Below are 26,985 nucleotides of genomic sequence, written 5' to 3'. Positions count from 1 at the left end.
GGTCGGTATGGTCAGAATTACCCCGGTGCATAACGCCAGGGCATTACGTGCAGCCAAGGAGCGGCGCTGATGTCTAACTTGGCTCTAACACCCCCCCAGAGTGATCTGGATGTAGCCCCACTACTTTTGCCGGCCGCTGTGCTGCGCGACGACGCCCAAGCGTTGCGCGCAGCCCGCGAACTGGCTCAGGCCGCGCGCCTGCAGGCCGCCAAGCGCGACCAGCAGCGCAAGCTGCCTTGGGCGCAGATCGAACAGTTCACCCGCAGCGGGCTCGGCAGTATTTCCATCCCCCGTGAATACGGCGGCCCACAGGTTTCATTCGTGACCCTGGCCGAAGTGTTCGCGATCATCAGCGCGGCAGACCCGGCCCTTGGGCAGATCCCGCAGAACCACTTCGGCATCCTGCACGTGCTGCAGGGCGCCGCCACCGAGCGCCAGAAAAAGCAGCTGTTCCAGAGCGTGCTCGACGGCTGGCGCATCGGCAATGGCGGCCCGGAACGCGGCACCAAAAACACGCTGGAGCTCAAGGCGCGCATCACCGCCGAGGGCGACGGCTATGTCATCAGCGGCCAGAAGTTCTACTCCACCGGCGCGCTGTTTGCCCATTGGGTGGCGGTGAAGGCACTGAACGATGACGGCAAACAAGTCATGGCGTTTGTGCGCCGTGGCACCAAAGGGCTGCGCATCGTTGACGACTGGTCGGGCTTTGGCCAACGCACCACGGCCAGCGGCACGGTGCTGCTCGACCGCGTGCCGGTGGACGCCGAGCTGGTGGTCGACAACTGGCGTATCGGCGAAAGCCCGAACATCCAGGGCGCTGTCTCGCAATTGATCCAGGCGGCCATCGACGCCGGCATCGCCCGTGGCGCCCTGGACGACACCCTCGCCTTCGTGCGCGAACGCTCACGCCCGTGGATCGACGCCAAGGTCGAACGCGCCAGTGATGACCTGTATGTGATCGCCGATATCGGCAAGCTGAACATCGAACTGCATGCCGCCGAAGCGCTGCTGCGCAAGGCCGGCAAGGTGCTGGACGAAGTCAGCGCCGCGCCGATCACTACGCAGTCCGCCGCCCGCGCCTCGATTGCCGTGGCCGAAGCGAAAGTGCTGACCACCGAAGTGTCGCTGCTGGTCAGCGAAAAGCTCTTCGAACTGGCCGGTAGCCGCGCCACCCTCGCCGAATTCAACCTCGACCGCCATTGGCGCAACGCCCGCGTGCACACCCTGCACGACCCGGTGCGCTGGAAGTATCACGCCATCGGCGCCTATCGCCTGAACGGCACGTTGCCGGCTCGCCATTCCTGGATCTGACCGACCAGACATCTGGAGAACATCATGACTTTCTCTACCAACGTCGCGGTTATCACCAGCGATGAACAAGCCCTTATTGTCGCCAGCGACCTGGCGGAAGACTTGCGCCGCGACAGTGCCCAGCGCGACCGCGAACGCCGCCTGCCCTTGCCCGAGCTCGACGTGTTTTCGCGCTCCGGCCTGTGGGGCATCAGCGTGCCGAAGGAACACGGCGGCGCCGGGGTCTCCAACGTCACCCTGGCCAAGGTGATTGCGCTGATTGCCCAGGCGGACGCGTCGCTGGGCCAGATTCCGCAAAACCATTTCTACGCCCTGGAAGTGCTGCGCGTAAATGGCAGCCCTGCGCAGCAACAACGCCTGTACGCCGAAGTGCTCGCCGGCCAACGCTTCGGCAACGCCCTGGCGGAGCTGGGCACCAAGACCGCTCACGACCGCGTGACCGCCATCACCCGCGACGGCGATGGCTTTCGTATCAGCGGCCGCAAGTTCTACTCCACCGGCGCCCTCTACGCCCAACGCATCCCGACCTCGGTGGTGGATGAACACGGCGTGCAGCAACTGGCGTTTGTGCCCCGCGACAGTGAAGGCCTGAGCGTGATCGACGACTGGAGCGGCTTCGGCCAACGCACCACCGGCAGCGGCTCGGTAGTGTTCGATAACGTGTGGGTCGCCGCGCAAGATGTGATTGCGTTCCAGAGCGCCTTCGAGCGCCCGACCACCGTCGGCCCGCTGGCGCAGATCCTTCACGCCGCCATCGACACCGGCATCGCCCGCGCCGCCTTCGAAGATGCGCTGCACTTTGTGCGCACCAAGACCCGCCCGTGGATCGATTCCGGCAACGACAAAGCCACCGAAGACCCGCTGACGCTCAAGAGCTTCGGCCACCTGAGCATTCGCCTGCATGGCACCGAAGCCTTGCTGGAACGCGCAGGCGAATACCTCGACCGCGCCCAGGCTGACAGCACTGCCCAGACCGTGGCGGCAGCCTCCATCGCCGTCGCCGAAGTGCGCGCCCTGAGCACTGAAATTTCCCTGGCCGCCGGCAGCACCTTGTTCGAACTGGCCGGCAGCCAGGCGACCCTGGCCGAACACGGCCTGGATCGCCACTGGCGCAACGCCCGCGTGCACACCCTGCACGACCCGGTGCGCTGGAAGTACCATGCGGTGGGCAATTACTACCTCAACGATGAAAACCCGCCACTGCGGGGGACCATCTGATGGCGAAGAAAAAGATCCTGCTCAATGCCTTCAACATGAACTGCATCGGGCACATCAACCATGGCCTGTGGACACACCCACGGGACACCTCGACGCAGTACAAAACCGTCGAGTACTGGACCGAACTGGCGCAAACCCTGGAACGCGGGCTATTCGATGGTTTGTTCATCGCTGACATTGTCGGCGTGTACGACGTCTACCAGAACAGCATCGACGTGCCGCTCAAAGAGTCGATCCAGCTGCCGGTCAATGACCCCTTGCTGCTGGTCTCCGCCATGGCGGCCGTCACCAAAAACCTCGGCTTCGGCCTTACCGCCAACCTCACTTACGAGCCGCCGTATCTGTTCGCCCGGCGCATGTCCACGCTCGACCACCTGAGCCGTGGCCGGGTCGGCTGGAATATCGTCACCGGCTACCTCGACAGCGCCGCCAAGGCCATGGGCCTGACCGAACAGGTCGAGCACGACCGGCGCTACGACCAGGCCGATGAGTACCTGGAGGTGCTGTACAAACTCTGGGAAGGCAGCTGGGAAGACGACGCGGTCATCAACGACCCACAGGCGCGGGTCTATGCCCAGCCGGGCAAGGTGCACAAGGTTGAACACCACGGCGAGTTCTATCAGATCGAGGGTTATCACCTCTGCGAGCCGTCGCCGCAGCGCACGCCGGTGCTGTTCCAGGCCGGCAGCTCGGACCGTGGCTTGCTGTTCGCCGGTCGGCATGCCGAGTGCGTGTTCATCAGCGGGCAAAACAAAGCCGCGACCAAGGCTCAGGTCGACAAGGTGCGCGCCAGCGCGGTCGAGGCCGGGCGTAACCCGGATGACATCAAAGTGTTCATGGGCCTCAACGTGATCGTTGGCGCCACCGAAGAACAGGCCTGGGCCAAGCATGCCGAGTATCTAAGCTACGCCAGCCCGGAAGCCGGCGTGGCGCACTTCTCGGCGTCCACGGCGATTGATTTTGCCCAATACGAACTGGACGAACCGATCCAGTACGTGAAGAGCAACGCGATCCAGTCGGCCACCAAGAACCTGCAAAACAACGACTGGACCCGGCGCAAATTGCTCGAGCAGCACGCCTTGGGTGGGCGCTATATCACCTTGGTCGGCTCGCCCGAGCAGGTCGCTGATGAACTGGAATCGTGGATCAGCGAAACCGGGCTGGATGGCTTCAATTTGACGCGCATCGTGACGCCGGAAAGCTATGTCGACTTTATCGATTTGGTGGTGCCGGAGTTGCAGAAGCGTGGGTCGTACAAGACGGCTTATGAGCAGGGAACGCTGCGCGAAAAAGTCTTCCATGGCGGCGCCCGCTTACCCGAACAACACACCGGTTCCACCTACCGACACTGAATCAAAACTGTGGGAGCTGGCTTGCCTGCGATGGCGGTGGGTCAGCTAAAAATTTGGGGCTGACAGACCGCTATCGCAGGCAAGCCAGCTCCCACAGTTGACCGAGTTATTTGCACTCACACCTTATGACTGGAAATCGATTATGAAAAAGACCCTGCTCACCCACCCAGTCAAAGCACTGGCCCTGGCCCTTGGTTTATTCAGCGCGGCGGTATTCGCCGCCGATGCACCGCTGAAAGTCGGCACCACCGCCGCCTTCGCGATTCCCCTGGAAGCGGCCGTCGCCGAAGCCGGCAAGCAAGGCCTGAAGGTCGAGCTGGTGGAGTTCACCGACTGGATCGCACCCAACGTCAGCCTGGCCGCCGGCGATATCGACGTGAACTACTTCCAGCACATCCCATTCCTGGAAAACGCCAAGGCCGCCGCCGGTTTTGACTTGGTGCCGTATGCGCCGGGCATCATCAATAACGTCGGGCTGTATTCGAAGAAGTACAAAAGCTTCGACGACCTGCCCCAAGGCGCCAGCGTGGCGATTGCCAACGACCCGATCAACAGCGGTCGCGGCCTGCAACTGCTGGCCAAGGCGGGCTTGATCACCCTCAAGCCGGGCGTGGGCTACAAGGCCACCGAAGAAGACATCGTCGCCAACCCGAAGAAGATCAAGATCCTGCAAGTCGAAGCCGTGCAACTGGTGCGCGCCTATGACGACGCTGACCTGGTGCAGGGCTACCCGGCGTATATCCGCCTGTCCAAAACCTTCGATGCCGAGTCGGCGTTGCTGTTCGACGGCCTCGACCACCCGGAATACGTGATTCAGTTCGTGGTCCAGCCCAAAAGTAAAACCGACCCGCGCGTGATCAAGTTCGTCGACATTTACCAGCACTCGCCGGTGGTGCGTGCCGCTCTGGATAAATCCCTCGGCAAGCTCTACCAAGTCGGCTGGGAAGATAAAAAATGACCGCCGCCCACTCTCAACTGCGCGACCTGGGCTTGCCGCCCAGGGACGCCGAGCAGACAGAACTGCACCCGGATTTGAACCGCGCCCATGTGCGTTTTATCAACCTGGGCAAAACCTATGACGGCAGCGTGCACGCCTTGCAAGGCATCGACCTGGCGATCCAGCGCGGTGAAGTGTTCGGCATCATCGGCCGCAGCGGCGCCGGTAAGTCCTCGCTGATCCGCACCATCAACCGCCTGGAGCAACCGAGCAGCGGGCGTGTGTTGATTGATCAGGTGGATATCGGCGAGTACGACGAAGACCGCCTGGTGGCCCTGCGTCGGCGCATCGGCATGATCTTCCAGCACTTCAACCTGATGTCGGCCAAGACCGTGTGTCAGAACGTCGAGTTGCCGCTGAAAGTCGCCGGCGTACCCAAGCCACAGCGCGAGCAAAAGGTGCGTGAGCTGCTGGAGCTGGTGGGCTTGCAGGACAAGCACAAGGCTTATCCGGCGCAGCTCTCCGGTGGGCAAAAACAGCGCGTGGGGATCGCCCGTTCGCTGGTGCACGACCCGCAGATTCTGCTGTGCGACGAAGCCACCTCGGCCCTCGACCCGGAAACCACTCAATCGATCCTCGCCTTGCTGCGCGAGATCAACCAGCGCCTGGGCCTGACCATCGTGTTGATCACCCATGAAATGGCGGTGATTCGCGAAATCTGCGACCGCGTGGTGGTGCTCGAACACGGGCGCATCGTTGAGCAAGGCCCGGTGTGGCAAGTGTTCGGCAACCCGCAGCATGAGGTCAGCAAAACCCTGTTGGCGCCGCTGCAACACGGCTTGCCGGAAGAACTGCAAAGCCGCCTGCAACTGACCCAAACCCACGCCGACGCCGCGTTGGTGCTACGTTTGCAATTCACCGGCAGCGACACCGATGAGCCCGACCTGGCCGCGCTGTTCAGCGCCCTCGGCGGGCGCGTGCGCTTGCTGCAGGGCGGTGTGGAACGGATCCAGGGGCATGCCCTGGGGCAATTACTGCTGGCGGTGAATGGCTCACCGCACACGGCCGAAGAGCTGCGCAATCGCGCCGGGCGTTGGGCACAACAGGTGGAGGTGCTGGGCTATGTGGTTTGATCGCTTATTGCAGGGCGCCATCGACACCTTGTTGATGGTCGGCGTGTCGTCGCTGATCGCATTGCTGGTGGGCATTCCACTGGCAGTATTCCTGGTCACCAGCGACAAGGGCGGCATCTACCAGGCACCCGCGCTGAATCGCGTGCTGGGCGCATTCGTCAATCTGTTCCGCTCGATTCCGTTTTTGATCCTGATGGTGGCGTTGATCCCGTTTACGCGGCTGATCGTCGGCACCACCTATGGCGTGTGGGCCGCCGTGGTCCCGCTGACCATCGCCGCCACACCGTTCTTTGCGCGGATCGCCGAGGTGAGCCTGCGTGAAGTCGACCACGGCTTGATTGAAGCCGCCCAGGCCATGGGCTGCCGCCGCTGGCACATCATCTGGCACGTGCTGTTGCCGGAAGCACTGCCGGGGATCGTCGGCGGGTTTACGATTACCTTGGTGACCATGATCAATTCATCGGCCATGGCCGGCGCCATTGGCGCGGGCGGCCTGGGCGACATTGCCTACCGTTACGGCTACCAGCGTTTTGATACACAGATCATGCTGACCGTGATCGTGCTGCTGGTGATTCTGGTGGCGGTGATTCAGTTGGGTGGCGACCGGTTGGCGCGGGTGCTGAACAAGCGGTGAGGTATAGTCGGGGCATCTTCGATGCCCGGTATTTCCCGTCATGACCCTCAAGCCCGATGACCTCAACCAGATTACATCCGCCACCCTCGGCCATTACAACAAGGTCGCCGAGGACTTCCGTGAAGGCACCCGCGATCATGATGTGAGCCAGAACATCGACGCGTTGCTGCGGCATATCCAGGGCCCGGCGCCGTTTACCGTGCTGGACTTCGGCTGCGGGCCGGGGCGGGATTTGCAGACGTTCACGCGCAAGGGCCACGTTGCCGTCGGGCTGGACGGTTCCGAGCGCTTTGCGCAGATGGCGCGCGAGGACAGCGGCTGCGAGGTGTTGCAGCAGGATTTCCTCAAGCTGGACTTGCCCGCTGAGCGCTTCGACGGGATCTTTGCCAATGCGGTGCTGTTTCATATTCCCAAGCAGGAGTTGCCACGGGTGCTCAAGCAACTGCACGGCGCGTTAAAGGCCGGGGGCGTGCTGTTCAGCTCCAACCCACGCGGTGACAACCAGGAAGGCTGGAATGGGCCCCGGTATGGGTCTTATCACGACCTGGCGGCATGGCAGGGGTTGCTGACGGCGGCCGGGTTTATGGAGTTGGAGCATTACTACCGACCGGCCGGGTTGCCGAGGGAACAGCAGCCCTGGTTGGCAAGTGTGTGGCGCAAGCTCTAGAACAGTGTTGAATGCTATGGCCTCATCGCAGGCAAGCCAGCTCCCACAATTGCAATGCAATCCCACTGTGGGAGCTGGCTTGCCTGCGATAGGGCCTTACCGGCAACGCTAATCGACCTGATACACCCGCGGTTTTTCCCCCACCACCAGCGCCGTCACACTGCGCCCGGCATAGCCTTGTTTTTCCTGCGCAGCAAAGTTCGCCACCAACCGCGTGCCATCGGCAAACGTGGTCTGCTGCACCTGCCGGTCTGACGTCAGCCAACGAAAATCGGTCATTGCCTGCGTCGCCAAGCGCTCATGCAACGGTCGGAAGAACCGGTCCTGGCGCTGTATCAACGGTATCCGCTGCTTGAGGGTGGCGGCGCTCAAGTGATACAGCGGCGGTACGTTGTACAGCAGTTGGGCCAGCTCGTTCTCAGCCCGCACATTGCTTAATTTCAGGCTGTCGAACAGCCAATGGTGCGTGGTAATCACCGAGCCGTGGAACACTGCCTGATACAGCGGCAGACGCATCGTCGGGTCGAAATACACCGTGCGAAACGGCTCGCTTAGCGGCACCGGTTTGAAGAACACCGTCGGTTGCTCCGGTGGATACCAGTTGCCTACGTAATAGGGCGACTGCTTGTCCTTGGTCATCCCGCGATCACCCCAACCGATCACCGGTGTCTGCATACCGTGGGCGAACAGAATGCCCTGGGCCGTCACCGCGTTGCCGTCTTCGGAACCGGCGGGCAACTTGAGCACAGTGTTCAGCCAACGCGACGCGTCGATATTGCCGGCGGCGTTTTGCGCCTGGGTCATTTCGGCGCCATTTCGATAGCTGTCGAAGACCATGCTGGTCGCATAGGCATCCAGGAACCAGGCGTTGAAACCGGCCTTGGCTTGCACGGCCTTCACGCGGGCCTCCAGCAGCGGCCTTACGCAGCGCGGGTCGGTGTAGTGGCCAGATTGTTGAAAGCCGGTCTTGAGCTTGCCGTCCTTCAACACAATGGCGCAGTCGCGATAGGCCTTGCTGCCCAGGTGGGCGGTGGACCAGTCCGGGTTTTCGCTGCTGGATAACGCAGTTTCATAGGAGTCATACGGCGCCATCAGGTAGCCGGCGTTCACGCCCGCCTGAATCGCTTCAGGGTGCCAGAGGCCGCCTTCCCAGCCTTCGCCCAAGGTTAGCAGCAGGCGCTTTAGCCCAGCGCCTTGCAGCGCTTCGACGGTCTGGGTCGACAGCGTACTGCCCCAGGTGCCGGGGCTGTCGCTCAAGGCGCCGGCAAACGCTATGGCCAGTTCACGGCGCAGTACGCCATAACCGTCAGCAAGCTTGAGCATGTCCGGCTCGTCGGTGGCCTGCCAGGTTTGCCGGGCCTTTTGGTTGATCGCTGCGTTGAGACCACGCAGCAGTACACTCTTTTGATAGCGGTCCAATGGGCGCGTCTGATTCAGTACGTTCAAGGTCTCTTTGTCCAGCAAGCCCTTGAGTGCGTGGCCGCGCAGCACCTTCACCAACAGCGGCCAGTCACGCACATCGTCCGGCCCCAACAGGTCATTGCCCCATAGATAGACATGGCTGGCGCCCAGCAGTTTTTCAGCCTCCGGTGTCTGGCGCAGCTTGTCCGTCAGCGGTTCATAGCGCCCTTGCTCCACCAGCCATTCGCGGTAGCGTTTAGCACCCGCCAAAGGGTCGGCAGCGCCCAAGTGCAGGCGTAACGTCATCGGCGCCCCAGGCTCAAGCGCGGTGAACTGGTGCGCCACTGTCAGCGCCAGCCCACCACCGTCTGCCTGCCATTGCAGGCGGTTGTGATAAGGATTGGTGAGCAACCAGTTAAGCGTGAAGCGGCCATGATCCACGCCCCATAACGGCAGGCTGAGATCCTGCGTTGTGTTGACCTCGCCCTGATCCTGCAAAAACGCGTTCCACACGGCGTTGCCGGCGGGCACGTAATGCCCTTCGGCCAAAGGCCAGATCAAGCCTTTACCGATGGCCTCGGCAGGTTGGCGCAGCAGGTGCAGCTCACCGGGTTCGCGCGCACTGATACTCAGGGCAAGGTCGCGCTGCTCAAGGCGAGCGCTCAGCTGGTAGGCGCCGTTATCCCACTGCCAAGTGACGTTTTCAGCGTCGGCATGCAGCTCAGTGACTGCATGTGCAGCCACACCGCTGGAGGCCTGCACCGACGCCTCGCCCGCCGGCGTGACTCGCAGCGCCAGCGTCGCGGGGTCGATTTCAACATGCCACTGGGCGTTTTCCAGCACGGTGCCAGCCAAGGCCAGCGGAGACAGCAACAGGCAAAAAGCCAACATCAGAGCGCGCATCACACGGGCCTTCCAAATAGGAACAGGCCCGGAGGGTAAAACACTTATGGCCAGCCAAATGTAGGGAAAGTGTTTCCAGGAACCTTCCCACATCGTTGCAGGAAGGCCCCAAGCGTCAGGCCTGTTGTTTTTTCGGCTCGCGAATCTTGTACCAGGCCACGTAAAGCGCCGGCAGGAACAGCAGCGTCAGCAATGTGGCAATGATGATCCCGCCGATCATCGCGTAAGCCATCGGCCCCCAGAACACTTCCCGCGCAATCGGGATCATGCCCAGGCTGGCCGCCGCTGCGGTCAGCAGGATCGGCCGGCGCCGGTGCTCGGTGGCTTCCACCACCGCGTCCCACGGCGTGTAGCCATCGCGCTCATACGCATCGATCTGCGTCACCAGAATCACCGAGTTGCGAATGATGATGCCGATCAGCGCGAGGATGCCGAGGATCGCCACAAAGCCCATGGGCGTGCCCGTGGGAATCAACGCCAGCACCACACCGATCAGCCCCAATGGCGCGACACTCGCCACCAGGAACATCTTCTGCACGCTGTGCAGCTGGATCATCAGGAAGGTCGCCATCAAGAACAGCATCAGCGGCACTACTTTGGCGATGGGGCCTTGGGCCTTGCCGCTTTCTTCGACGGTGCCGCCGGTGGCAACCTTGTAACCCACCGGCAGCTCGGCGCTGAACTTGTCGATCTCGGGTTTGAGTTGCTTGACCAGGTCGGTCGGCTGTATCTCATCACGCACCGAGGCCTTGACGGTGATGGTCGGTTTGCGATCGCGGCGCCACACCAGCGGCTGCTCCAGTTCGTAACGCACCGTGGCGAACGCCAGCAGCGGAATCGAGGTGCCATTGGGCGTGACAATCTGCAGGTTCTGCAGGGTTTCCGGCGTGCCGCGTTCGGCGTCCTCGGCGCGCCCGACCACATTGATAAGGTAGATATCGTCGTGCACCTGGGTCACCGACGCACCACTGACCACGCTGTTCATCAACTGCGCCACGTCTTCCGACGACAGCCCCAGTTGCCGCGCCTTGTCCTGGGCGATGTCCACGCGCAGCACTTTACCCGGCTCGTTCCAGTCGTAGATGATCTCGCCCAGGTGGGTGTTTTTATCCAGCAAGGTCGCCAGCTCAATGGCGTGTTTGCGTACCTGATCGGTGTCTTTGCCGGATACACGATATTGAATCGGGCGCCCCACCGGCGGGCCCATTTCCAGTGGCTGCACATAGCTGCCAATGCCGACAAAGTCATCACGCAGGCGTTTTTGCAGGCGCGCAATCAACGCACCGCGCTCTTCCAGGCCTTTGCTGACGATCACCAACTGCGCGTAATAAGGGTTTTCCAACTGCTGGTCGAGGGGCAGGTAGAAACGAATCGCGCCCTGGCCGATGTAGGTGCTCCAACGGGCAATGTCCGGGTCGTCCTTGATGATCGCTTCGAGGCGGTCGACGGCCTTGCGGGTTTCGTTGATCGAGGCGTTTTGCGGCAGGTTAAGGTCGACGAGGATTTCCGGGCGATCCGACGACGGGAAAAACTGGTTCTGCACAAACTGCATGGAAAACACCGACGCCACAAACAAGCCAACGGTGATGCCAATCGCCCACCAGCGGTTACGCATGGCCCAGAGCATGCCGCCATTGAACGCGCGGCCGATGCGCCCCGGCTCTTTGTTTTCGGGTTTAACGTTGGCACTGAGGATATGCACGCCGATTACCGGCGCAAACAGCACCGCCACCACCCACGACACCAGCATCGCCACGGCAATCACCGCGAACAGGGTGAAGGTGTACTCGCCCGCCGAGCTGGCGTTGAGGCCGATGGGCACAAAGCCGGCCACGGTCACCAGCGTGCCGGTGAGCATCGGGAACGCGGTCGAGGTATAGGCGTAGGTCGCCGCCTGTTCCTTGGTTTCGCCTTTTTCCAGGCGCGTGATCATCATCTCCACGGTGATCATCGCGTCGTCCACCAGCAGGCCGAGGGCGATGATCAACGCGCCCAGCGACACCCGCTGCATGGTGATGCCGCTGTATTCCATAAACACGAACACCAGCGCCAGCACCAAGGGGATCGAGCACGCCACCACCAGCCCGGCGCGCATGCCGAGGCTGATAAAGCTCACCACCAGCACGATGATCACGGCTTCGAAGAGCGCGCTGGTAAAGCCGCCGACGGCCTCTTCCACCACTTCCGCCTGGTCGGAGACTTTGTGCACACCGACGCCCACCGGCAAATCGGCAGTCAGCTCATCCATACGCTGGTGCAACGCCTTGCCGAACGACTGGATATTGCCGCCCTTCTGCATGGCGATGGCCAGGCCAATCGCCGGCTGGCCGTTGAACCGGAACATCGGCCGCGCCGGGTCGACATAGCCGCGGCTGATGTCGGCGATGTCCGCCAAGCGATAGAACCGGTCATTGAGCCGCAGGTTGACGTCAGCCAGGTCTTTCTCCGAGGCGAACTGCCCGGACGTGCGCACGGAAATCCGCTCCGGCCCGGCCTCGATCACCCCGGCGGGCGTTACGGCGTTCTGCGATTGCAGGCTCTGCACGACCTGGCGCTGATCAATCCCCAACGCCGCGAGTTTGCGCGTGGAGAAATTCAGGTAGATCACTTCGTCCTGCTGGCCGATCATCTCGACCTTGCCCAGGCCTGGCACCGAGCGGATTTCGGCGCGCACTTGCTCCACGTAGTCACGCAGCTGGCGCATCGATAAACCGTCGCCGGTAAACGCGTAGACCGAACCGAACACGTCACCGAACTCATCGTTGAACGACGGCCCCTGCAAGCCCTGGGGGAAGGTGCCGCGAATGTCATCGATCTTCTTGCGCACCTGATACCAGATATCCGGGATCGCCTTGGCACTGGTGGTGTCTTTGAGGAACACGAACACCGTGGACTCGCCCGGTCGCGTGTAGCTTTTCACGTAGTCGAGGGAGTCGAGTTCTTCGAGTTTTTTCTCGATGCGGTCGGTGACCTGCTTGAGGGTTTCTTCCTGGGTCGCGCCCGGCCAGCGTGTCTGGATCACCATGGTTTTGATGGTGAACGAGGGGTCTTCCTCGCGGCCCAGGTTCATGTAGGAGAACACGCCCATCAACAGCGCGACGAACATCAAGTACCAGACGAAGGACTGATGCTTGAGGGCCCAGTCGGATAAGTTGAAGCTCCCTTTCATCGCGGGCTGTCCTCGTCGATTTTGACTTTTTGCCCAGGCTTCAGGCTGTTCACGCCAGCGGTGACGATGCGTTCGCCGGGTTTGACGCCGCCGTTGAGCAGCGCGCTGTTGGCGTCACGGCTGACCACCGTGATGTCGCGCGGCTGCACGGTCTGGCTTTGGGTGTCGAGCAGCCAGATGCGGGTCTTGCCGTCGACTTCTTGCAGGGCACTCAGCGGCAGCTCGATACGCGGTGCGATGGCGCTGCTCAAGGTCACGCTGATCGCCGTGCCGAGGCGAAACGCGGGCGGCGTTTCGGTCAGGGTCAAGCGTGCGCGACGAGTCCGCGTGGCGCTTTGGGCCTGGGGTTCGATCTCGCGCACGATGGCGGTGGTGTTGACGCTCGGGTCGAGTTGCCCGGCGACCAGAAACACGACGTCCGGCGGTAGCCGCTCGGCGAGCCCGGCCGGCAGGTCGATCACCGCTTCCTTGATGTCCGGGCGCGCCAGGGTCACCACTTGCTGGCCGGCGCTGACCACTTGGCCGGCCTCGGCATTCCAGGCGGTGACGATGCCGGCGTGGTCGGTGCGCAGTTCGGCGTAGTTGAGCTGGTCCTTGGCCTGGTTGACCGAAGCCTTGGCCTGGTCGAGGGTGGCCTGGGTGGTTTTCAGGTCGGTCTGGGCCACGTCCAGCTGGGCTTGTGCGCCCACGCCACGGTTGAACAATTCCTGCTGGCGGCGGGCGTTGGCCTGGGCATTGATAAATTGCGCCTGCACGCGGGCGAGGTCGCCTTGGGCCGCGCGCAACTGGTTTTGCTGGTCAGTGGGGTCGAGCACGGCGAGCAAGGCGCCCTTCTCGACTTCGGCGCCCACGTCCACCGCGCGCCTGGCGATGCGGCCGGGTACACGGAAGCCCAGGTTGCTTTCGTAGCGCGCCTGGATAGTACCGGCGAAGCGGCCGAGGTTTTCCTGGTCTTCGGCCTTCACTTCCATGGACAGCACCGGGCGCACCGGTTCGGGCGCAGGTTCTTCCTTGGAGCAGGCGGCCAACAACAGGCTGGCGGCGAGCACTGCCGTCAGGCGCTTCATGGCTGGGCTCCTTGCTGGGCGATCTCGACCACCATGCCGGGGTGCAGCAATTGCCCACCGGCCACCACAACTTTTTCGCCGCCCTTGAGGCCGTCGCCGATAATTACTTTGCCGGTGAGGTAACGGGCCACGCTGACGTTGTGCAACTGCGCTTTGCCGTCAGCGTCGATCAACCACACAGCGGGTTCGTTGAGGTCTTTGGTCAGCGCCGACCAGGGCAGCTCGATACTGGCTTTGGCCGGGCCATTGGCAGTCGCACTCACCACCGAGCCCAGCTGCATGCCTTTGGGCAGGGATTGCAGGGCGATCTTGACCTGCACGGTGCCGGTATTGGCCGCCACTGCCGGCGTGACTTCGCGGACTTTGCCTACGGCCTTGATGCTCGGGTTATCCAGCAGGCTCACGGTGATCGGCGCATCCGGCGGCGGCTCTACCAGCAGCGATTCATAGACATTGAACACCGCATCACGCTCGCCATCGGTGGCCAGGCTGAAAATCGGCACGGTGGCTTGCACAACCTGGCCGACTTCAGCCTGGCGCGCAGTAATCACGCCGGGCGCATCGGCGACCAGCGCGGTGTAGCCGAGTTGCTCGCGGGCATTGGCCAGTTGCGCCTGGGCGGCGGCCAGGGCGCTTTGGCTGCTGCGCAGCGCGGCCTGGGCGGCGTCGTATTCGCTGCGGCTGGTGTAGCCCTTGGGCAGCAGTTTTTCCTGGCGCACAAAGGCGGCGGCGGTCTGTTTGACGCGTGCCTGTTCGGCCACGACCTGGGCCTGGGCGGAGTCGACGTTGGTCTGCAAATCCTTGGGGTCGAGCTTGGCCAGCACTTGCTTGGCGGTGACGCGGTCGCCCACGTCGACCATGCGCTGGATGATCTTGCCGCCCACGCGGAAGGATAAATCGGTTTGCACACGGGCCTGGATATCACCGGTCAGGGTCACCGCTGCGGCGAAATCCGCCGGCTGCACGGTCTGCACAAACACACGCGAATGCTCCTTGGGCGCGGCCTTTTCCTGGCCACAGCCGCTCAGCAGCGCCAACACGCCAAGACTGAGTAAAACTATCGAAGTGCGACCGCCCATGCAGGCTCCTTTTGCGTGACGCGATGTGCCAGTGTGTATGCGACTGTGAGCTTAGATCAGGGTTCCTTATCTGCATGGAGGATCCCATACTCCAATGGTTCCCATGTCGACTGATTACTTATGCTGAAAACCCTGGCGGTGGCCAATTACCGCTCGATCAATAAATTGGTGGTGCCCCTGGACCGGCTGAACCTGGTCACCGGCCCAAACGGCAGCGGCAAGTCCAACTTGTACCGCGCCCTGCGTCTGCTGGCGGAAACCGCCCAGGGTGGCGTGATCAATGCGCTGGCGCGTGAAGGTGGGCTGGATTCAACCTTCTGGGCCGGGCCGGAAACCATCAGCCGGCGCATGCGTGAGGGCGAGGTCGCCGTACAAGCCACCACTCGCCAGGATGTGAAGCGTCTGCGCCTGGGATTTGCCGGGGAAGATTTCAGCTACGCCATCTCCATGGGGCTGCCGTCACCCGGCATCAGTTATTTCTCCCTGGACCCCGAAATAAAAAAAGAATGCATCTGGGCCGGCCACCTGTATCGCCCCGCCAGCCTGCTGGTGCAGCGCTCCGGGCCGATGGTTCGGGCACGTGAAGGGCGCAACTGGGATGTACTGGCCCAGCACACGCCCAACTATCACAGCCTGTTCGACCAGGTCGGCAGCCTGCGCGGCTCGCCGGAAGTTTTGCTGCTGCGCGAAAGCATTCGCGGCTGGCGCTTTTATGATCACTTTCGCAGCGACGTGGACGCGCCCGTTCGCCAACCGCAACTGGGCACGCGTACGCCGGTGCTGCATCACGATGGGCGGGATTTGGCGGCAGCGTTGCAGACCATTCGCGAAATCGGCGACCCCGAGGCGTTGCAGCGGGCCGTCAGTGACGCGTTCCCCGGAGCGCGGCTGAATATCGAGCCGTTGCAGGGTGGGCGCTTTGCGATTGAGTTTTATCAGGAAGGCTTGCTGCGGCCCTTGTCGGCGGCAGAGTTGTCGGACGGGACGTTGCGTTATTTGCTGCTGATCGCGGCGCTGCTCACGCCACGGCCGCCGACCATGATGGTGCTGAACGAGCCGGAAACCAGCCTGCACCCGGATTTGCTGCCGGCGTTGGCGCGCTTGATTATCCAGGCTTCCCAGCATTGCCAGGTGTGGGTGGTGTCGCATGCCAGCCGCTTGATTGCGGCGTTGCAGCAGGATGAAGGGTGTAATTCGATTGTGCTGGAAAAAGTGATGGGCGAGACGCGGATTGTCGGGCAGGGGATTTTGGATGCACCGGCGTGGCATTGGCCGGAATAAGTGGAAGGAAGATCGTCCCCACGCTCTGCGTGGGAACGCCTCCTGTGACGCTCCGCGTCACGAGTTTAAAAGCTGACGCGGAGCGTCAAGAGCTGCATTCCCACGCAGAGCGTGGGAACGATCATCAACCCTGCCACTTGCCGCCTTCAACAATCACACTCTCAGGCTTGGTGTCATCGCTCAGCTCTTTACGCACATATTGGTCATACAGCTTGAGCAGGAACTTCTCTTCACCCAACTTCGCCAACTCGGCATTCACCCAGTCACGCAGTTCGATGTTGCCCTTTTTTACCGCGGGCGCAATCGGCGCTTCATCACCGAGTTTTTCTTCCAGCACGCGGTAGCCAGGGTTCTGCTTGGCCCAGCTGAACAGCACCAGGTTGTCCTGCGCATACGCATCACCACGACCAGCCGACAGCGCTTGCAGCGACTCGGAGTTTTTCTCGAACTTGAGCAGTTTCCAGTCCGGGTGGTTTTTGGTCAGCCAGATATCGGCGGTGGTGCCGGTGGTGACGATGGTAGTGCGGGTGGCCAGGTCATCCAGGCTTTTCACCGCGCTGTCTTTAGGCACCAGGGCCTGCACCGCCACTTTCAGGTTGGGGTTGGTGAAGTCCACCGCTTCCTTGCGCTCCGGCGTCACGGTCATGTTGGCGAGGATCAGGTCGACCTTGTCGCTTTGCAGGAATGGAATCCGGCTGGCCGGCTCGACCGCGACGAACTCGACCTTGTTTTCATCGCCCAGCAAATCCTTGGCGAATTGGCGACCGATGTCGGTATCGAAGCCGACGTAGCGACCGGCTTCGTTCACAAAGCCGAACGGCGGCTTGTCGGTGAATACGCCGACGATCAGCTTGTCGCGCGCCTTGATCTTGTCGATGTAGCTCGCCGCGGCAGCCGCAGGTTTGGCAGGCTCTTCGGCCTTTTTATCGCAGCCGGCGAGTAAGGCGACGGCAAACAGTGGCAGCAGTAACTTTTTCATATCAGCTCCAGTTCCTTGGCTTTCTTGGGCAGTGTTGAAACAAAGGAGAACTTCTCCAGGAACTGCTGCGCGCGTGCGGTTTGCGGGTTCGTAAAGAATTCTTCGGGGGTGTTGTGCTCGAGGATGCGACCGGCCTCCATAAACACCACGCGGTCGGCGACGGCGCGGGCGAAGGCCATTTCATGGGTGACGATCAACAAGGTCATGCCATCGCGGGCCAAGTCCTGAATCACCTCCAGCACCTCCTTGACCATTTCCGGGTCGAGGGCGGCGGTGACTTCGTCAAACAGCATCACTTGCGGGTTCATGCACAGCGAACGGACGATGGCGATGCGTTGCTGCTGACCGCCGGACAGCTGACGCGGAAAGGCGTCGCGCTTGTCGGCCAGGCCCACACGTTCGAGGAGTTTTTCCGCTTGGGCGCGGGCTTCGCGGGGCTCGCGTTTTTGCACTTTCAGCGGGCCGAGCAGGATGTTGTCGAGCACACTCATGTGCGGGAACAGGTGATAACTCTGGAACACCATGCCCACGTCCTGACGCACCTGGCGCCAGTCGGTGTTTTTATCCAGCAGCTCCTTGCCGGCAAAACGCAGGCTGCCGCTGTGCGCGACTTCCAGGCCGTTGAGACAGCGCAGCAAAGTGCTTTTGCCACAGCCGCTGGGGCCGAGGATCACCACCACTTCGCCGCTTTGCACGCTCAGGTCGATGCCCTTGAGCACCTGCTGCTCGCCAAAGAATTTGTTGAAACCCTGGAACTCGATCAATGCGCTCATGCTTGGGCCCAGCGCCGTTCCAGCACCTTGGAGGCGGCCGACAACGGGTAGCAGATAAAGAAGAAAAACAGGAACAGCACGCCGTAGATCAGTACCGACTCATAGGTGCGTTCGATGATTTGCTGGCCGACCTTGATCACGTCCACCACGCCGATCAGCACCGCCAGCGAGCTGGTCTTGATGATGCGCGTGTAGACGTTGATGGTCGGCGGCGTCATGCGCTTGAGGGCCTGGGGCAGCAGCACGTAGCCGTACAGCTGCGGGTCGGACAAGCCGATCGACAAACCGGCCTCGCGCTGGCCACGTGGCAGCGAATGCAACGCGCCGCGTACCACTTCGCCGACCTCGCTGGCACCCCACAGCGACAGCACCAGCACCGCGCACCAGAAACTCGGAATGCTCAGGCCAAAGAAAATCGGCAAACCGAAAAACAGCAGGTACAACCACACCAGCACCGGGATCGCGCGGAACAGTTCCAGGTACACCCGCAGTGCCGCGTTAATCAGTTTGTTATTCAGCGTGCGCAACACGCCGTACAAGACGCCGCCAACGGTGCTGAAGGCGATGCTCAAAAATGAAATCGACAGGGTTTGCGCAGCGCCCTTGCCCAGTTGCGGCAACGACACCCACAACAACTCAAGACCCGAACTGGCCATGCTGGAGCCTCCTTTCCAGACGGCTGAGCAGCAGAGACAGCGGCAAGAACAACAGCACGCAGATCAGCGTCAGCACGGCGAGCATTTCGTAGGTTTTGTAGTAGAGCGCGATGTAGCTTTTGGTGGTGTAGAGAATCTCCGGCACCGCCACGGCCGAGACCACGGTGGTCTCCTTGAGCAAAAAAATGAAATTGGCGAACAGCGCCGGCAGGCTGAGTATCCCGGCCTGGGGCAAGATCACGTGGCGCAGCAGTTGCCAGTCGGACAGGCCGATGGACTTGCCCGACTCGATCTGCGCCAGCGGCACCGCTTCCACACCGGCGCGCAGCACTTCGGTGAGGTAGGCGCCGCCGAGGAAGGTCATGGTGATAATCGCCGCCCAGAACCCGGAGATATTGAACCCCAGGGCCGGCAAGGCGAAGTACACGAAGAACAGTTGGATCAGCAGCGGCGTGTTGCGCGCCAACTCCACATACAGCGCCACCAGGCGCGACAGGTAAGGCGTGCGAAACACCAGCAGCGCCGCGTTGATCAGCGCCACCAGCAGCGAGGTGGCAATGGCGATCAGGCCCACTTGCAGCGTCACCCCCACGGCGTTGAGAAACGCCGGCAAGGTGCTGAGGATAAAAGCGAAATCGAAGGTCATCTTGGGTCCATGACGCCGCAAGGGTAATGCAGCGAGCGCAGTACGAGCCGACGTGGGTAACGCCGGGTAGCGCGAACTTTAAAGGTATAAAAAGCAAAATTTAAATACCCAAATAGCATATTGATATCACGCAAAAAGATAACCGCAGGGTTCGCGGGTTTGGCCGCTGGCGGCTATGGTCTTGGGGTCCCAGGAAAGCTGTTTTTTCGAAGGAATGAGAAAATGAACGAAGCGAAACCGATTGATCCGCAGGAGCTTGTGAAGTGGTTGGTGGCGTTGCGTCGGGCGATTAATAGCCGCCCCATCTGACACACCGCTGTTCAATGTGGGAGCTGGCTTGCCTGCGATAGCGATACATCGGCCAGCACATCCGCAGCTGACAAACCGCTATCGCAGGCAAGCCAGCTCCCACAGTTTAAAAGCGTGACGCAGAGCGTCACAGGAAGCATTCCCACGCGGAGCGTGGGAACGATCAACATAAAAAAACGCCGACGCTGTAGTAGCCGTCGGCGTTCAAACCTTGAAGGGGGTTTTGGTTACATCAGAACGCAGGCACTACCGCGCCGTTGTACTTCTTCTCGATGAACGCTTTGACTTCCGGGCTGGTCAGCGCCTTGGCCAGTTTCTGGATCGCGTCGCTGTCCTTGTTGTCCGGGCGGGCCACCAGGAAGTTCACGTATGGCGACTTGGCATCTTCGATGATCAGCGCGTCTTTGGCTGGGTTCAGGCCGGCTTCCAGCGCGTAGTTGGTGTTGATCACATCCAGGTCAACCTGATCCAGCACACGTGGCAGCAGCGCCGATTCCAGCTCTTTGAATTTCAGCTTTTTCGGGTTGCTGGCGATGTCTTTTGGCGTAGCCAGTGCATTGGTCGGGTCTTTCAGCGTAATCAGACCGTTCTTTTGCAGCAGCAACAGGGCACGGCCGGCGTTGGAGCCTTCGTTCGGGATAGCTACGGTGGCGCCATCTTTGAGTTCAGAAATGTTCTTGATCTTTTTCGAGTAACCGCCGATTGGCTCAACATGCACTCCGATCACAGTGACCAAGTTGGTGCCCTTGCCCTTGTTGAAGTTTTCCAGGTACGGCAGGGTCTGGAAGTAGTTGGCGTCCAGACGCTTCTCGGCAACCTGCGTGTTGGGTTGTACATAGTCAGTGAAGACTTTGATCTCCAGGTCCACGCCTTCTTTGGCCAGGGTCGGTTTCACCAGCTCAAGGATCTCGGCGTGCGGGATCGGCGTGGCGGCAACCACCAGTTTCTCGTTGGCCTGGGCGAAGCTTGCAGTCAGGGCAGCCGCCAGTGCGGTAAACAACAGAACCTTTTTCATGCAGTGTCCTTATCGAAATTCCGGGGCGTCTCTGACGACCGTTTTTTTATGGTGTGCCAGCGAAGTGCTATCGCGGCGTGGGATGGACAATACCTAGATTTTTTATTCCCGAACAATATCTTTTATTCACGTTGATATTCCATTTTGCTCATGTAGCCGCTGTTCATTTAAAAAGCTGAGCAAGGTTTGCTGCTCGGCGGGGCTGGCACTGGCGAAAATCCGCTGCACTTGCGCCAGCGGCGAGCCCGCCACCGGCAGGTTCAGGTGCTCGGGCAAAATTTCATCGCCACTGCTGACCAGCAGCGCAAAGTGAATAACGTTTTCCAGCTCGCGGGTATTGCCCGGCCAGCTGTGGTGTTCCAGCACACGCTGGGCGGCGTCGCTGATCAGCGGCACCGGCAGGTCCAGACGCTGGCTGTAGATGCCGAGGAAGTATTCGGCCAGGGGCAGGATGTCGCCGACCCGCTCGCGCAACGCCGGCAGGTCGAGCTGGCCTTCGCTCAAATAATGGAACAGCCGCTCATGAAACTTGCCCGCTGCCACGGCCTGGGCCAGGTCGATGCTGGTGGCGGCGACAAGGCGCACGTCTACCGGGCTGGGCTGATGGGCGCCAACGCGGGTGACCTCGTGGTTTTCCAGCGCGGCGAGCAATTTCACCTGAATCGGCAGCGGCAAGTCGCCGATCTCATCCAGGTACAAGGTGCCGCCGTTGGCCGAACCAAACCACCCCGCCCGGCTGCTCGCCGCGCCGCTGTGGCTGCCGGCTGCGTAGCCGAACAGTTCGGCATCGGCGTAAGTGGGGCTGATCGCACCGCAGTTGACCGAGACAAACAACCCGGTGCGATCGCTGCCACGGTGGATATGCCGCGCCAGCAGCTCTTTACCACTACCGGTCTCACCGCGAATCAACACGGGCAAGGCACGCGGCGCCAGGTTTTCCAGCTGTTCACGCAGTTGGCGCGAGCGCGGGTCGACAAACACCAGTGCCTTGGCGCGGATGCTCAGGGGGCTTTTTTCTGCGTCGGGGAAGGTCAGCAGTGGCTGGCCGAAGGTTTCATGACTCATGGCAGGCTCCCGCCCCAAATCCACTCAGGGACGGGGCGTTGAAAAGAATTTAGGCGCTGCGCCGGGCGTGGTGCTCAAGGCGGTTTTGCAGGCGATAGAGGTAGGCGAATCCCTGCTCCCAACGCTGGTGGCCGGACTTCACATTGATGTGGCCGGCGCCCGACAGGATGCCGGCTTCGGCGCCCCAATTGCGCGCCAGCTCCAGCGCCCGAGGGGCGCTGACGGCGCTGTCGTTGTCGGAACTGACCACTTGGCTGGGAAACGGCAGCAGGTCGGTCGGGATCGGCGCGAAGTTGCGCAACGCCGGTGAACAGGCCGGGCGTTCGACATCCGCCGGGGCCACCAGCAAGGCGCCACGTACCTGACGCAAAAATTGCACAGGCGCGGTGGCCGCCCAATGGGCGACGGTAATGCAGCCCAGGCTATGGGCGATGAGAATGACAGGCGTGCTGTCGGCGGCGATGGCCTCGGCCAGTGCGGCCACCCAGTCTTCGCGACGTGGCGTCAGCCAGTCGGCCTGCTCCACGCGCGCGCTGTTGGGCAGGCTGTTCTGCCAATGACTTTGCCAATGATCTTCTGGCGATCCTTGCCAGCCCGGCACGATCAGATAACGAATCGACTCGCTGTGCATGGGTGTGCCCTCCTGCAGCGTTTAACGTTGCTGACCAGTATAGGGACGGGGGTTATATTCGTTAAGGAATAAGAAGCTATTTATTAATAACCAAAAACTCAAACCCAAAAACAACCAAACTGTGGGAGCTGGCTTGCCTGCGATAGCGGTATGTCAGCCAATACAGCTGTAGCTGAGAGATCGCTATCGCAGGCAAGCCAGCTCCCACAGTGACCGGGTTACACAGTTGAACTTGAGGCGTTGGGCAAATTTCACGCAAAAAAAAAAGGCCGCACCCTGCCAAGGAGACGGCCAAAAAATTGTCGAGGCATTTGAAACTAACGTGCGGTAATCACCGACAACTTGTTGATGCCCGCGCGCTCGATAGACGCCATGGCTCGCGCCACTTCGCCATAATTAACTCCATCGTCAGCCTGCAGTTGCACCCGCACATCGGGGTCCTTGGCCTTGGCCGACTGCAGGTTGAATTCCAGCAAGTCCGGCTGGATTTCGTCCTTGTTGATAAACAGTTTGCCGGCGCCGTCGATGCTTACCACCAGCGGGTCTTTCTGCTCCACCGGGGCCACGGCCTGGGTCTTGGGCAGGTTGATCGGGATCGAATTGGTCAGCAGCGGCGCGGTGACGATAAACACCACCAGCAGCACCAGCATCACGTCCACCAACGGCGTGACGTTGATCTCGCTCAGCACCTCATCACTGTCTTGCGTGGAGAAGGCCATCTCAGGACGCCTCCTTCACTTTTTGCGGGTTGCCGGCCGCGCTTTTGGTCAGCGCAGGGTGCAGCAGCACCCGGAAGGAATTCTTCTGCGCCAGGCTGTAGAAGTCGTGGGCAAAGTCATCCAGGTCGGCAGCCGTCAGCTTCAGGCGGCGCAGGAAGTAGTTGTAGACCAGCACCGCCGGCACCGCGACGGCGATACCGACGCCCGTGGCCACCAGCGCCGCACCAATCGGGCCGGCCACGGTTTCCAGGCTGGCGGAACCGGCGGCGCTGATCCCCTTCAGCGCTTCCATGATCCCCCACACGGTGCCGAACAGGCCGATAAACGGCGAGGTGCTGCCGATACTGGCGACCACGGCCAAGCCGGTTTCCAACGAGCGTCGTTCCCGCACGATCTGCTGGCGCAGGGCGCGCTCAAGGCGGTCCTGATGGTTGATCGCCTGGCTTAAGTCCGCTGCATGCGGCGCATCACCGACCTGGATTGCGGCATAACCGGCCTGGGCCACACGGGCGGCAGCACCGGGTTGGGTTTCGGCCAGTTCGGCGGCTGAGTCGAGACTCGACGCCGCCCAGAACTGTTTGTGGAATTTGCGATCCTGGGCCTTGAGGCGACCGAACTGCAGGCCCTTGAGCAAGGCGAAGCCCCAGGTCGCGACCGAAAAGACCACCAGCAGCCAGATCACCGCGCTTTCGATGGATTCAAGTGGAGATGCTAATGCCATGATGTTTTCCCTCTGTACAGGTCGCGGCGTGTGCAACACACCGCAGCGCAATAGTTAGTGAATCTTGAAATCGATCGGTACGCTGACCCAGCCGTTCTGGGCCACATCGCCCTGCTTGGCCGGCACGAAGCTCCAACGCTTCACGGCGGCCAGTGCGGCGTCATCGAGTTGCTGGCGCCCGCTGCTTTTCTGGATCTGGATCTCACCCGGTTTGCCGCTGGCCAACACATGCACCCTGAGCAACACCGTGCCTTCCCAACCCCGGCGCTGGGCCAGTGACGGGTACTCCGGCGCCGGGTTCTTCAGGTACGCGGCGTTCGCCGAAGCGGGTGTAACCGGTGCCGGCGACGGCGGTGCGGCCGGCGCGGGCGGAGCAGGTGGCGCAGGCTTCGGTGGCGCGGGCGGCTGCTCGACCGGTTTCGGTACGGGTTTGGGCTCGGGCTTCGGAACTGGCTTGGGTTTAGGCTTTGGAATCGGTTTCGGCGGCGCCGGCTTGGCGGCCAACTCATCCACCACCGGCGGCGGTGGCTCAACCACAGGCGGCGGCGGTGGTGGCGGCACAGGCGGTGGCGGTTCAACCACCGGCGGCGCCGGCTGGGAAAATTCGATGGTCATCGGCGGGATTTCCGGCGGCACAATCGGCAGCACCGGCGTCGGCTTCTGGCTCACCCAATAGATCACCGCAGCGTGCAGCGCCAACACCAGCAAGCCCAGCAGAAGGCCTTCGCGGCGACTCGAGAAGCGCTTCGGGGTTTGCTGCAAGCGCAACTGCCCCAACGGTGCGCGGTGCGGCCGGCCAAGGTCGACCAACTCACCACTCGGTGCCTGGCGCCACTGCGCCTCGGGTGCACTGGCGGCGGTCTGGACATTGCCCATTGATTCACTCCCTACGGTTTTGAAACAAAAAAACCGACAGGCCTGCCAAAGCGGCCGTCGAGGGCTGAATCATCGAGTCCAGACGCTTATCTCATAAAGTAATCTTTGAAGTTATACATAGATCAAATTTGAATATGAGAAACATCCTGAAGCGCCAAAACCACGTCCTGCGTGGCCTGTGGCGAAGGCACTGTTTTTCGATGCTTTCCAGGCATAAAAAATATTCAGAAAAGGCATGGATTGTGGCCAGCCCCTCGCCACAAAAACGGCGCTTGTCGACCGTTTCACCCTGGGCTGTTGGCGCATAAATCAAGCAATTGGCGTTGCAACGTCTGCCCGGCGGCACCCAACCCGCTGCGCCCATACAACGCCAGCCGCACGCCTTGCACCCTGGGCAACCCGCTGTCTTCACCGAGTACCACATGCCCGGCCTGCACCACCCGTCGTGGCAGCAAACTGATGCCCAACCCCGCCGCCACTGCCGAACACACACTGGCCAGACTGGCGCTGGAATAGCCGATGCGCCAATGCCAGCCGCCCACTTCCAAGTGGTGCAGCATTTCATTGCGGTACAACCCGCCCACCGGAAACGCCACCAAGGGCAGCGGCTCGCGCCCCAATGACGGCGTACTGCGGCTGTCCACCCAGCACAAGGGTTCCGGCCACGACGCCACGCAGTCGTCGCTGTCACCCATTTGCTTGACCAGCAGCACATCGAACTCGCCCGCTCGGTACTGGCGCTGCAACTGCGGCCCAAGGCCGCTGGTGACTTCCAGGCGCAAGCGCGGAAAGGCCGCCACGAACGCCGACAGCAATGGCATCAGGCGTTCGGCGGCAAAGTCTTCCGGCACACCCAGGCGCAGTACGCCGTCGCTTTGCTGGTTGATCAATACGTCGGCGGCCTCTTCATGCAGCGCGAGGATACGTCGAGCGTAGGCCAGCAAGCGCTCGCCCTCGGCGGTGGCCACCACGCGACGCTGCTCGCGGTCCAGCAACTGGCACGCTACCGCCTCTTCCAGACGGCGGATCTGCTGGCTCACGGTGGATTGAGTCAGGTGCAGGCGCTCGGCAGCGCGGGTGAAATTGCCGCAGTCCACCACGGCAACAAAACTGCGTAACAACACGGGGTCGAACATGGCGCGTCACCATTCCATTTGCCACTGACTGGCATGGTTATATTTAATTTCAGAATACCCCGCCGTATGGCCATACTTCCTGCCTCTTTTTTGCGCACCCGCAGGTCATGCATGCCGCTTAACCCGTCATTCCTGAGCAAACTCGCGGGCTGGGGCCTGCTGGTCGTCCTGGGCCTCAACCTACGTCCCATCCTCAGCTCTATCAGCCCGTTGCTCGGCGAGATTCGCCAGGCCACCGGGCTGAGCTTCCAGAGCAGCGCCCTGCTCACCAGCCTGCCCGTGGTGTGCATGGGCCTGGTGGCGCTGATCGGCGTGCGCGTGGAAGCACGCCTGGGCGAACGGCGCGGCATTGCGTTGGGCTTGATGATGATTCTGCTGGCGTGCCTGGCGCGCTGGCTGATGGGCCAGGCGTCGGCGCTGCTGGTCACGGCGTTGCTCGGCGGTGCCGGTGTGGCACTGATCCAGGCGCTGGTGCCGGCGATGATCAAGCGTGAGTTTCATCAACGCGTGCCGGTGGCGATGGGTGTGTACTCGGCTTCGTTAATGGCCGGTGGTGGCTTGGCCGCGCTGCTCAGCCCGCTGGTGGCCACGTATTTCCAGCAATGGCAGGCGGGGCTCGGCGTATGGCTGTTGCCGGCGCTGGCCGCGTTGCTGCTGTGGGCTTTTTTACCCCTCGGTGCGGCCCGAAGCGCCCGCGCGATGCCGACGTTCAAAGGCCTGCGCAATCGGCGCGCCTGGCTGTTGGCGCTGTATTTTGGCTTGGTGAATTGCGGCTACATGAGCCTGGTGGCGTGGCTGCCTGCGTACTACCAGCAACTGGGCTGGGGCGTGCTGCCGAGTGGTTCGCTACTGGCGTTCATGACCATCTTCCAAGTCATCGCCGCGCTGTTGATGCCGGTGCTGGCGCAACGCGGTATCGACCGACGCCCGCTGCTTGGCATCAGCCTGCTGGCGCAAACCATCGGCTACCTCGGCCTGATCATCGCGCCGCTGGACTATCCGCACCTGTGGGTAGCGTTGTGCGGCTTCGGCCTGGGCGCCTGTTTTGCCCTGAGCCTGTTGCTGACCCTCGACCACCACCGCGACCCACGCCAAGCCGGGCAACTGGCGGCCTTCGTGCAGGGCGTGGGCTTTTTGATCAACGCGGTTTCGCCATGGCTGACCGGCTGGCTGCGTGAACTCACCGGCCACTTTGTCAGTGCCTGGGTGGTGCTGACAGTGACGGCGGTGGCGATGCTGGTGGTGACGCGGGTGTTCAGCCCGGCCACCTATCGCGCGGTGCCCGCTCTATAGATATGCATTTAAGA

24 protein-coding genes are annotated in these 26,985 nt (G+C 61.8%); 9 read left to right on the top strand and 15 right to left on the bottom strand.

Going from position 1 to position 26,985, the window contains the following annotated elements; translation table 11 throughout:
• Window positions 1–69 precede the first annotated feature (69 nt).
• From L8I05_RS16300 to L8I05_RS16270, 7 genes are all read left to right on the top strand, one after another.
• Window positions 70–1,311 (top strand): SfnB family sulfur acquisition oxidoreductase, encoded by a 1,242-nt coding sequence (locus L8I05_RS16300; RefSeq protein WP_242170229.1) that lies wholly within the window; start codon window positions 70–72, stop codon window positions 1,309–1,311.
• A gap of 24 nt (window positions 1,312–1,335) precedes the next feature.
• Window positions 1,336–2,529, top strand: a complete 1,194-nt coding sequence (locus L8I05_RS16295) for an SfnB family sulfur acquisition oxidoreductase (RefSeq protein WP_242170227.1) — start codon at window positions 1,336–1,338, stop codon at window positions 2,527–2,529.
• A complete protein-coding gene (locus tag L8I05_RS16290; protein WP_242170225.1) occupies window positions 2,529–3,881 on the top strand; it encodes an LLM class flavin-dependent oxidoreductase in 1,353 nt (450 codons plus the stop codon). Before L8I05_RS16295 ends, L8I05_RS16290 begins: the two co-directional genes overlap by 1 nt.
• Window positions 3,882–4,023: 142 nt before the next feature.
• Window positions 4,024–4,839: a MetQ/NlpA family ABC transporter substrate-binding protein gene (locus L8I05_RS16285; protein WP_159953644.1), complete on the top strand. Its 816-nt coding sequence runs from the start codon at window positions 4,024–4,026 to the stop codon at window positions 4,837–4,839.
• Window positions 4,836–5,951, top strand: coding sequence for an ATP-binding cassette domain-containing protein (locus tag L8I05_RS16280; RefSeq protein WP_242170224.1), 1,116 nt, complete (start codon window positions 4,836–4,838; stop codon window positions 5,949–5,951). The genes L8I05_RS16285 and L8I05_RS16280 overlap by 4 nt, the downstream gene beginning before the upstream one ends.
• Entirely contained in the window at window positions 5,941–6,585 is a 645-nt protein-coding gene (locus L8I05_RS16275; RefSeq protein WP_071482532.1) for a methionine ABC transporter permease, read from the top strand. Before L8I05_RS16280 ends, L8I05_RS16275 begins: the two co-directional genes overlap by 11 nt.
• Before the next feature lie 40 nt (window positions 6,586–6,625).
• Window positions 6,626–7,252 carry a class I SAM-dependent methyltransferase gene (locus L8I05_RS16270; RefSeq protein ID WP_242170222.1) on the top strand — a complete coding sequence of 209 codons (627 nt, stop codon included), beginning with the start codon at window positions 6,626–6,628 and terminating at the stop codon, window positions 7,250–7,252.
• A gap of 108 nt (window positions 7,253–7,360) precedes the next feature.
• Here L8I05_RS16270 and L8I05_RS16265 read toward each other — a convergent pair whose 3' ends face one another.
• From L8I05_RS16265 to L8I05_RS16250, 4 genes are all read right to left on the bottom strand, one after another.
• The gene (locus L8I05_RS16265; protein ID WP_242170219.1) at window positions 7,361–9,556 is read right to left on the bottom strand and encodes a glycoside hydrolase; all 2,196 of its coding nucleotides are present in this window, start codon (window positions 9,554–9,556) and stop codon (window positions 7,361–7,363) included.
• A 115-nt stretch (window positions 9,557–9,671) separates the two neighbouring features.
• Window positions 9,672–12,725 (bottom strand): efflux RND transporter permease subunit, encoded by a 3,054-nt coding sequence (locus tag L8I05_RS16260; protein WP_242170216.1) that lies wholly within the window; start codon window positions 12,723–12,725, stop codon window positions 9,672–9,674.
• Complete coding sequence (locus tag L8I05_RS16255) at window positions 12,722–13,792, bottom strand: efflux RND transporter periplasmic adaptor subunit (RefSeq protein WP_242170212.1); 1,071 nt, start codon at window positions 13,790–13,792, stop codon at window positions 12,722–12,724. Before L8I05_RS16255 ends, L8I05_RS16260 begins: the two co-directional genes overlap by 4 nt.
• The gene (locus L8I05_RS16250) at window positions 13,789–14,871 is read right to left on the bottom strand and encodes an efflux RND transporter periplasmic adaptor subunit (protein ID WP_242170209.1); all 1,083 of its coding nucleotides are present in this window, start codon (window positions 14,869–14,871) and stop codon (window positions 13,789–13,791) included. Before L8I05_RS16250 ends, L8I05_RS16255 begins: the two co-directional genes overlap by 4 nt.
• A gap of 120 nt (window positions 14,872–14,991) precedes the next feature.
• Here L8I05_RS16250 and L8I05_RS16245 point away from each other — a divergent pair, with 120 nt between their 5' ends.
• Complete coding sequence (locus L8I05_RS16245) at window positions 14,992–16,152, top strand: AAA family ATPase (protein ID WP_159953637.1); 1,161 nt, start codon at window positions 14,992–14,994, stop codon at window positions 16,150–16,152.
• 124 nt (window positions 16,153–16,276) lie between these two features.
• Here L8I05_RS16245 and L8I05_RS16240 read toward each other — a convergent pair whose 3' ends face one another.
• From L8I05_RS16240 to L8I05_RS16190, 11 genes are all read right to left on the bottom strand, one after another.
• The gene (locus tag L8I05_RS16240; protein WP_159953636.1) at window positions 16,277–17,131 is read right to left on the bottom strand and encodes a transporter substrate-binding domain-containing protein; all 855 of its coding nucleotides are present in this window, start codon (window positions 17,129–17,131) and stop codon (window positions 16,277–16,279) included.
• The gene (locus L8I05_RS16235) at window positions 17,128–17,904 is read right to left on the bottom strand and encodes an amino acid ABC transporter ATP-binding protein (RefSeq protein ID WP_242170205.1); all 777 of its coding nucleotides are present in this window, start codon (window positions 17,902–17,904) and stop codon (window positions 17,128–17,130) included. Before L8I05_RS16235 ends, L8I05_RS16240 begins: the two co-directional genes overlap by 4 nt.
• A complete protein-coding gene (locus tag L8I05_RS16230; RefSeq protein ID WP_242170202.1) occupies window positions 17,901–18,560 on the bottom strand; it encodes an amino acid ABC transporter permease in 660 nt (219 codons plus the stop codon). Before L8I05_RS16230 ends, L8I05_RS16235 begins: the two co-directional genes overlap by 4 nt.
• A complete protein-coding gene (locus L8I05_RS16225; protein ID WP_064450163.1) occupies window positions 18,541–19,206 on the bottom strand; it encodes an amino acid ABC transporter permease in 666 nt (221 codons plus the stop codon). The genes L8I05_RS16230 and L8I05_RS16225 overlap by 20 nt, the downstream gene beginning before the upstream one ends.
• Window positions 19,207–19,747: 541 nt before the next feature.
• Window positions 19,748–20,530: a MetQ/NlpA family ABC transporter substrate-binding protein gene (locus L8I05_RS16220; RefSeq protein ID WP_242170199.1), complete on the bottom strand. Its 783-nt coding sequence runs from the start codon at window positions 20,528–20,530 to the stop codon at window positions 19,748–19,750.
• Window positions 20,531–20,656: 126 nt separating this feature from the next.
• Window positions 20,657–21,595 (bottom strand): sigma-54 dependent transcriptional regulator, encoded by a 939-nt coding sequence (locus L8I05_RS16215; RefSeq protein WP_242170196.1) that lies wholly within the window; start codon window positions 21,593–21,595, stop codon window positions 20,657–20,659.
• A gap of 49 nt (window positions 21,596–21,644) precedes the next feature.
• On the bottom strand, window positions 21,645–22,226 hold the full coding sequence (locus L8I05_RS16210; RefSeq protein WP_185704535.1) for an alpha/beta hydrolase: 582 nt from the start codon (window positions 22,224–22,226) through the stop codon (window positions 21,645–21,647).
• A 317-nt stretch (window positions 22,227–22,543) separates the two neighbouring features.
• On the bottom strand, window positions 22,544–22,945 hold the full coding sequence (locus L8I05_RS16205) for a biopolymer transporter ExbD (RefSeq protein ID WP_242170194.1): 402 nt from the start codon (window positions 22,943–22,945) through the stop codon (window positions 22,544–22,546).
• Window position 22,946: 1 nt separating this feature from the next.
• The gene (locus tag L8I05_RS16200) at window positions 22,947–23,669 is read right to left on the bottom strand and encodes a MotA/TolQ/ExbB proton channel family protein (protein WP_242170640.1); all 723 of its coding nucleotides are present in this window, start codon (window positions 23,667–23,669) and stop codon (window positions 22,947–22,949) included.
• 51 nt (window positions 23,670–23,720) lie between these two features.
• Window positions 23,721–24,542 (bottom strand): energy transducer TonB, encoded by an 822-nt coding sequence (locus L8I05_RS16195; RefSeq protein ID WP_242170191.1) that lies wholly within the window; start codon window positions 24,540–24,542, stop codon window positions 23,721–23,723.
• Between the two features lie 284 nt (window positions 24,543–24,826).
• Window positions 24,827–25,678, bottom strand: a complete 852-nt coding sequence (locus L8I05_RS16190; RefSeq protein WP_242170189.1) for a LysR family transcriptional regulator — start codon at window positions 25,676–25,678, stop codon at window positions 24,827–24,829.
• Window positions 25,679–25,789: 111 nt separating this feature from the next.
• Here L8I05_RS16190 and L8I05_RS16185 point away from each other — a divergent pair, with 111 nt between their 5' ends.
• On the top strand, window positions 25,790–26,971 hold the full coding sequence (locus L8I05_RS16185; protein ID WP_242170187.1) for a CynX/NimT family MFS transporter: 1,182 nt from the start codon (window positions 25,790–25,792) through the stop codon (window positions 26,969–26,971).
• Window positions 26,972–26,985 lie beyond the last annotated feature (14 nt).

This window comes from Pseudomonas sp. MONT-RG-20F-20-E-7-02, from assembly GCF_022662395.1.
Lineage (GTDB): Bacteria > Pseudomonadota > Gammaproteobacteria > Pseudomonadales > Pseudomonadaceae > Aquipseudomonas.
This window is presented reverse-complemented; position numbering and strand designations above follow the sequence as displayed.

Coding starts and splice junctions, on each gene's coding strand:
- L8I05_RS16250 (WP_242170209.1), bottom strand. CDS start 14,871: ATGGGCGGTCGCACTTCGATAGTTTTACTCAGTCTTGGCGTGTTGGCG.
- L8I05_RS16230 (WP_242170202.1), bottom strand. CDS start 18,560: ATGGCCAGTTCGGGTCTTGAGTTGTTGTGGGTGTCGTTGCCGCAACTG.
- L8I05_RS16300 (WP_242170229.1), top strand. CDS start 70: ATGTCTAACTTGGCTCTAACACCCCCCCAGAGTGATCTGGATGTAGCC.
- L8I05_RS16255 (WP_242170212.1), bottom strand. CDS start 13,792: ATGAAGCGCCTGACGGCAGTGCTCGCCGCCAGCCTGTTGTTGGCCGCC.
- L8I05_RS16295 (WP_242170227.1), top strand. CDS start 1,336: ATGACTTTCTCTACCAACGTCGCGGTTATCACCAGCGATGAACAAGCC.
- L8I05_RS16185 (WP_242170187.1), top strand. CDS start 25,790: ATGCCGCTTAACCCGTCATTCCTGAGCAAACTCGCGGGCTGGGGCCTG.
- L8I05_RS16215 (WP_242170196.1), bottom strand. CDS start 21,595: ATGAGTCATGAAACCTTCGGCCAGCCACTGCTGACCTTCCCCGACGCA.
- L8I05_RS16275 (WP_071482532.1), top strand. CDS start 5,941: ATGTGGTTTGATCGCTTATTGCAGGGCGCCATCGACACCTTGTTGATG.
- L8I05_RS16260 (WP_242170216.1), bottom strand. CDS start 12,725: ATGAAAGGGAGCTTCAACTTATCCGACTGGGCCCTCAAGCATCAGTCC.
- L8I05_RS16225 (WP_064450163.1), bottom strand. CDS start 19,206: ATGACCTTCGATTTCGCTTTTATCCTCAGCACCTTGCCGGCGTTTCTC.
- L8I05_RS16220 (WP_242170199.1), bottom strand. CDS start 20,530: ATGAAAAAGGTTCTGTTGTTTACCGCACTGGCGGCTGCCCTGACTGCA.
- L8I05_RS16245 (WP_159953637.1), top strand. CDS start 14,992: ATGCTGAAAACCCTGGCGGTGGCCAATTACCGCTCGATCAATAAATTG.
- L8I05_RS16270 (WP_242170222.1), top strand. CDS start 6,626: ATGACCCTCAAGCCCGATGACCTCAACCAGATTACATCCGCCACCCTC.
- L8I05_RS16285 (WP_159953644.1), top strand. CDS start 4,024: ATGAAAAAGACCCTGCTCACCCACCCAGTCAAAGCACTGGCCCTGGCC.
- L8I05_RS16240 (WP_159953636.1), bottom strand. CDS start 17,131: ATGAAAAAGTTACTGCTGCCACTGTTTGCCGTCGCCTTACTCGCCGGC.
- L8I05_RS16290 (WP_242170225.1), top strand. CDS start 2,529: ATGGCGAAGAAAAAGATCCTGCTCAATGCCTTCAACATGAACTGCATC.
- L8I05_RS16205 (WP_242170194.1), bottom strand. CDS start 22,945: ATGGCCTTCTCCACGCAAGACAGTGATGAGGTGCTGAGCGAGATCAAC.
- L8I05_RS16265 (WP_242170219.1), bottom strand. CDS start 9,556: ATGCGCGCTCTGATGTTGGCTTTTTGCCTGTTGCTGTCTCCGCTGGCC.
- L8I05_RS16195 (WP_242170191.1), bottom strand. CDS start 24,542: ATGGGCAATGTCCAGACCGCCGCCAGTGCACCCGAGGCGCAGTGGCGC.
- L8I05_RS16210 (WP_185704535.1), bottom strand. CDS start 22,226: ATGCACAGCGAGTCGATTCGTTATCTGATCGTGCCGGGCTGGCAAGGA.
- L8I05_RS16280 (WP_242170224.1), top strand. CDS start 4,836: ATGACCGCCGCCCACTCTCAACTGCGCGACCTGGGCTTGCCGCCCAGG.
- L8I05_RS16235 (WP_242170205.1), bottom strand. CDS start 17,904: ATGAGCGCATTGATCGAGTTCCAGGGTTTCAACAAATTCTTTGGCGAG.
- L8I05_RS16190 (WP_242170189.1), bottom strand. CDS start 25,678: ATGTTCGACCCCGTGTTGTTACGCAGTTTTGTTGCCGTGGTGGACTGC.